A 5,276-nucleotide genomic window follows, 5' to 3' on the forward strand; every position below is an offset into this window, starting at 1 on the left:
GCCGCCCGCGGCGACCCTGCGCGGCGGCATCCGTGTGCCGAGCCAGCCGCCCAGCGGGGAGGCGAACAGGCTGGCGATCGGCCCGGGCAGCACGGCGATCCCGGCCTGCGCGGGCGTCATCCCCTTGACGGCCTGCAGGTAGAGGGCGACGAGGAACACGCTGCCCATCCGGCCGAGCACGTTGGTGAGCGCCGCCAGATTGGCGAGCGTGAACGACCGGTCGGCGAACAGCCGCAGATCCACCAGCGGCACGGCCGCGGTGAGCTGCCGCCACACGAAGAAGGGCAGCAGCACCGCGAACCCGAACGCGCCCCACAGCGCCGTCGGGGTGGACCAGCCACCGGAGCCGCCCTCCGACAGCAGCAGCATCAGCCCGGTCAGCCACGCCGCCAGCAGCGCCGCGCCGGTCAGGTCGATCGGCTCCCGCTCCCCCGGCGGCACCCTGGGCAGCGCCCGCAGGCCCCAGCCGACCGCGACGATCCCCGCCGTCACGTTGAACCAGAACAGCCAGGCCCAGCCGTGCGCCGACGCCAGATACCCGCCGACCGACGGCCCCAGCAGCGGCGCGGCCGTCATCACCCCGAGGTAGACGCCGAGCCCGTGGCTGAGCCGGTCGGCGGGGAAGGCGTGCGCGACGATCGCCGTGCCGTTGGCCAGGATCATCGCGCCCGCCACGCCCTGCACGATCCGCGCGGCCACGAGCAGCCAGATCGTCGGCGCGAACCCGGCGGCCAGGCTCGCGGCGGTGAACACCGCGAATCCGGTCAGATAGGTGCCGCGCCGGCCGTACACGTCGGCGAGCCGCCCGAACACGACCATCAGGGCCGTCTGGGTGAGCATGAACGCCAGCACAATCCAGCCCGCGCCGAACGCCCCGACCTCGAACCGCCGGACCACCACGGGCAGCCCGACCGTCATCGCGGTCTGGTTGAGAACGACCAGGACGGTCCCCAGGCTGACGACCGACAGGACCTTCCAGGGATCAACCGTTGGCGGCATCGGTGATGACCGCATCGACCTCCTGACGGCGCTCGGCCTCCTCGGCGGCGAAACGCGCGGCGTCCATCTTGTCGGCGAGGTCCTCGTCCTGCGCCATCAGCGCCTCCAGGTCGTTCTTGGAGTAGTCGAGGACGCCCATGTCGTCGTAGGCGGCCTGGATCCGGTCGCTCCAGAGCCCGACGTCCTTGACGCACGGCACGATCCGGCTGAACAGCAGGCTGCGGAACATGTTCATGTACTGCGATTCCTGGACGAGCCGGTCGGCCTCGTCCTCGGGAATGCCGAAGTTCGCCCAGACCTCCTTGGCCTGGAACCGGTCGCGCATCAGGTAGCAGCCCTCGATGACGAAGTCCTCGCGCTCCTTGCGCTCGACGGAGGTGAGGTCCTTGTAGGCGTCGCGGAGCGCGAGCCGGCCGAACGCGACGTGCCGCGCCTCGTCCTGCATGACATAGGTGAGGAGCTGGCGCGGCAGCTCCTTGGTGGTCATGTCGCGGACCAGGCCGAACGCGGCGAGGGCGAGCCCCTCGATGAGCACCTGCATCCCGAGGTAGGGCATGTCCCAGCGGGAGTCGCTGAGCGTGTCCTTCAGCAGGGCCTGCAGGTTGTCGTTGATCGGGTAGACGAGCTGGAGCTTCTCCTGGAGGAACCGGCCGAACAGCTCGACGTGGCGGGCCTCGTCCATGGTCTGGGTGGCGGAGTAGAACTTGGCGTCCAGGTCGGGGACGGTCTCGACGATCCGCGCGCCCGTGATCATCGCGCCCTGCTCGCCGTGCAGGAACTGGGAGAACTGCCAGGAGGTCAGGTGGAGGCGGAGCTCACCCTTCTCCTTGTCGTTCATCCGCTCCCAGTACTTGGTGCCGTAGATGGCGTTGGCCTGGTCGGGGAGTCCGAGCGGGTCGGCGGGGTCCACCTCGATCGACCAGTCGATGCGCTTGGCGGCGTCCCACTGCTTGTCCTTGCCCTTCTGGTACAGGCCCAGCAGCTTCTCGCGCCCCTCGTCGTACTCCCAGGTGAAGCGGGCGTCTCCGGCGAGCGGCACGTTCCAGGTCTCCCGGGGAACAGGTCCCGTGTAGAGCTCGTGAGTCGACACTGACTACTCCAGACTGCCTCAAAAGCTGACGTACGGTGTACGTCCGACGTACGGTGTACGTTACGGATGCGCACCGACGATGTCCATCCCCCCTTCGAAGGACGACCCCCACTATGGCGAACGCCACTGGTCCCGCCCCCGACGCGGTTCGAGTGAAACTGACCGGTCTCAGCTCCGGCTGCCTCGTGCTCTGCCTGATCTTCATCGCGGCCGCGGCCGGGTCGCTCGCGCGGACCGCCCTCACCGCCGACACGACCTCCGAACAGGTCTTCGTGTGGGCCTGCGTCGCCGTCGTCCTGGCGGGCGCGCTCTGGTTCCTCATCCGGCTGCCCGCGATGCGGCGCGGCGCTGCCGTGGCCTTCGACCAGCAGGGAATCTGGTGGACGGACGGCGACGCCGCCTACGCGGGAGGCATTCCCTGGGCCGACGTCGCCGCCGTCGGGGTCGGCACCTACCGGGATCCCCGGAGCACCGCGTCGAGCCGGCTCGACCAGTGGCTCGAGGTCTACCTCACCGACCCCGATCCGCGGCCCGTCCCCGAGCTGTCCCATCTCTTCTTCGAAGTCGTCAGCCCGATGCCGTTCCTGGGCGGATACTGCTACCGCTTCCAGCTCCTCCCCAGCGGCGCCGCGCAGGCGGCCGAGCAGGCCGCCGCGCGCTGGAACCCGCAGCTGTGGCGCGGCTCCTGGGAACATCTGCACCGGCCGCGGAGCGCCCGTCGCTGACGGGCGGCTTCCCTACAGGAGAGGTCAACGGTTGCTCACCAAGGACGGGATCGTCCTGGCCGCCATCGCGCTCGTCGAACGGGACGGCGAAGCGGCTCTGTCGATGCGCGCCGTCGCGAACGAGCTCGGCGTGGCCGTGATGTCCCTGTACAACCATGTCCCGAGCAAGAACGCCCTGCTCAGCGGGATCGCCCAGTATGTGATGGCGGGCCTGGACCTGCCCGATGACGAGGAGCGGGACTGGCGGGAACGCGGACGCGCTCTCGTCCACGCGTTCCGCAGGGTGGCCCGCGACCACCCCGCCTGCATGATGATCGTCACCACGCACAGCGTCGAGTTCCCGGTCGGCATCCGCTCCGTCGAGCGCGCCCTGTCGGTCGCCGACGCGGCCGGCTTCGACGGGGCGACCTCGGTCCGGATCATGCGGGCGCTCATCGCCTACGCGCTCGGCGCGCAGCTGCGCGAGCTCGACATGGTGAAGATGCTGGACTATCTGCCGCCCGATCCAGCGGCGGCGTTCACTCAGCTCGATCCCGTCGAGTTCCCCCATGTGACGGCGCTCGCCAAGGAGCTCACCGCGCACTCCCCCGACTCGGACTTCGAGTTCGGACTCGACCTCCTCATCTCCGCGATCGACGCGCTGCCCAGGCGCTGACCCGGCTCGTCCGGCTGAGCGGAAACGCCCACCGCCCCGCTCAGCCGGCTTTCAGATCAGCCGCAGTGCTTCGCCGAGGCCTTGCCGGTAAGGCCGATGGTGCCGGTCCTGTGCACGACGATCTTCTTCATGGTGTCCCCTCCACGTGATTGAAACTTTCACACAGGGAGCACTATGACCAGCAGTCAAGGACCGTGACAACAGAGCGCGTACGGCCCGGCCAGTAGCGGACAGCGGCTCCGGGCACGTTCCACCGACCAAGAACAAGATCCCCATTCGTGATCATCCGGGCGTAGGGTCGCAGCGGACGATCGCAAAGGAGATGGACAGTGGTGGTGGACAGTCGGGTCGAGACACCCGCGCAGCCGACCGTGAGCACGGCGTTCGCCTGGGGAACGGTCCTTTTCGCGTCATGGGTGTCGTTCGGCGCCCATATCGACGCCTGGGCCCACAACCACGGCAAGGTCGACGAGAGCTTCTTCACCCCGTGGCACGCCCTGCTGTACTTCGGCGTGTTGTGCACGATGGTCTTCCTCGGCCTCGGGGTCCTGCGCGGGGTGCGGGCGGGCCGGTCCCCGTTCCACGCGCTGCCGGTCGGCTACCAGCAGTCCTTCGTGGGCGCCCTGGTGTTCGGCGGCTTCGGCGGGTTCGACCTGGTCTGGCATGAGGTGTTCGGGATCGAGGAGGACGCCGTCGCGCTGTTCAGCCCGTCCCACCTCGGGCTGATGGTCGCGGGCTTCCTCATCGCCTCCGGGCCGTGGGTGCACGCGCGCGCCCGCGGCGAGAAGACCGCCTCGTGGATCGTGGTCGCCTCAGCGTCGCTGACGCTGTCGTTCCTCTGGTTCTGGGGCCAGTTCGACCTGCCCTACAGCTCCCCGTGGGCCGCGATCGTCGAGAACGACGCGGCGTTCACCCAGGGCATCCTCGGCATCCTGCTGGCCACCGCGACGCTCGTCGGCTTCCTGCTGATGCTGCTGCGCAGCTTCACGCTCCGGCCCGGCACGCTGACAGTCCTGTTCGCGGTGCCCGCCATGCTCACCATCGCGGTCATCGGCCCGCCGCACCCGTTCGCGCTGCACCTGGCGGTGCTGGCCGGGGCGGTGCTCGGCGAACTGATCCTGTTCTTCGTCGGCACCGAGGGCCACCGGATCCGGATCACGATGACGGCGCTGCCGCTGGCGATCTGGTCGGTGTACTTCGCGGTGCTCGCCGCCGCCTACGAGGACGGGATCCGGTGGGTCGTCCACGCCTGGACCGGCGCCATCACCGTCGCCGCCATCACCGGCTACCTGCTGACGATGCTGGCGTTCCCGCCCGTCACGCCCTCGGCGGATTCTGCTGACGGCAAGGAGGAGTCGCCCTGACGTCGATCATGGTCCAGGGTTGAGGCATGAACCTTCTCGTACTGGGCGGATCGGAATTCGTGGGGCGCGCGTACGTCGAGGAGGGCCTGGCGCGCGGGTGGAAGGTCACGACCTTCAACCGGGGCACGCACCCGGCCCCCGACGGCGTCGAGGCCCTGACCGGCGACCGGCGCTCCGACCTTTCGGCACTGGAGCGGGGCGCCTGGGATCTGGTGGTCGACACCTGGTCGTTCGCGCCCTCCGCCGTCCGCGCGTCGGCCCGGCTGCTGTCCGGCCGGGCCGGGCACTACAGCTATGTGTCGTCCCGGTCGGTGTACGCCTACCCGCCGCCACCGGGCGGCCGGGAGGACGCTCCGGTCGTCGCGGGCGATCCCGACGGCGGCGACACCGACTACGCCGCGATGAAGCGCGGCGCGGAGCTGGCGCTGCTGGCGGAGTTCGGC

The 5,276-nt window shown here is 69.7% G+C and carries 6 protein-coding genes; 4 read left to right on the top strand and 2 right to left on the bottom strand.

From position 1 onward, the window contains the following. Together ACYVE7_RS28445 and ACYVE7_RS28450 are read right to left on the bottom strand one after the other, a co-directional pair. Window positions 1–1,014 (bottom strand): MFS transporter (locus ACYVE7_RS28445; RefSeq protein ID WP_460368874.1); only part of this gene is annotated, 1,014 nt, incomplete at its 3' end. Continuing rightward, entirely contained in the window at window positions 983–2,089 is a 1,107-nt protein-coding gene (locus ACYVE7_RS28450; protein ID WP_460368876.1) for a ferritin-like domain-containing protein, read from the bottom strand. The genes ACYVE7_RS28445 and ACYVE7_RS28450, both read right to left, overlap by 32 nt. A gap of 113 nt (window positions 2,090–2,202) precedes the next feature. Between ACYVE7_RS28450 and ACYVE7_RS28455 the strand changes: the two genes are divergently transcribed. The 4 genes from ACYVE7_RS28455 to ACYVE7_RS28470 form a co-directional block, all read left to right on the top strand. Then, the gene (locus ACYVE7_RS28455) at window positions 2,203–2,814 is read left to right on the top strand and encodes a hypothetical protein (protein WP_460368878.1); all 612 of its coding nucleotides are present in this window, start codon (window positions 2,203–2,205) and stop codon (window positions 2,812–2,814) included. A 31-nt stretch (window positions 2,815–2,845) separates the two neighbouring features. After that, window positions 2,846–3,469, top strand: coding sequence for a TetR/AcrR family transcriptional regulator (locus ACYVE7_RS28460; protein ID WP_460368879.1), 624 nt, complete (start codon window positions 2,846–2,848; stop codon window positions 3,467–3,469). Between the two features lie 329 nt (window positions 3,470–3,798). Next, the gene (locus ACYVE7_RS28465; RefSeq protein ID WP_460368881.1) at window positions 3,799–4,833 is read left to right on the top strand and encodes a hypothetical protein; all 1,035 of its coding nucleotides are present in this window, start codon (window positions 3,799–3,801) and stop codon (window positions 4,831–4,833) included. Between the two features lie 26 nt (window positions 4,834–4,859). After that, window positions 4,860–5,276 (top strand): Rossmann-fold NAD(P)-binding domain-containing protein (locus tag ACYVE7_RS28470; protein WP_460368882.1); only part of this gene is annotated, 417 nt, incomplete at its 3' end.

Source organism: Actinocorallia lasiicapitis (genome assembly GCF_054778695.1).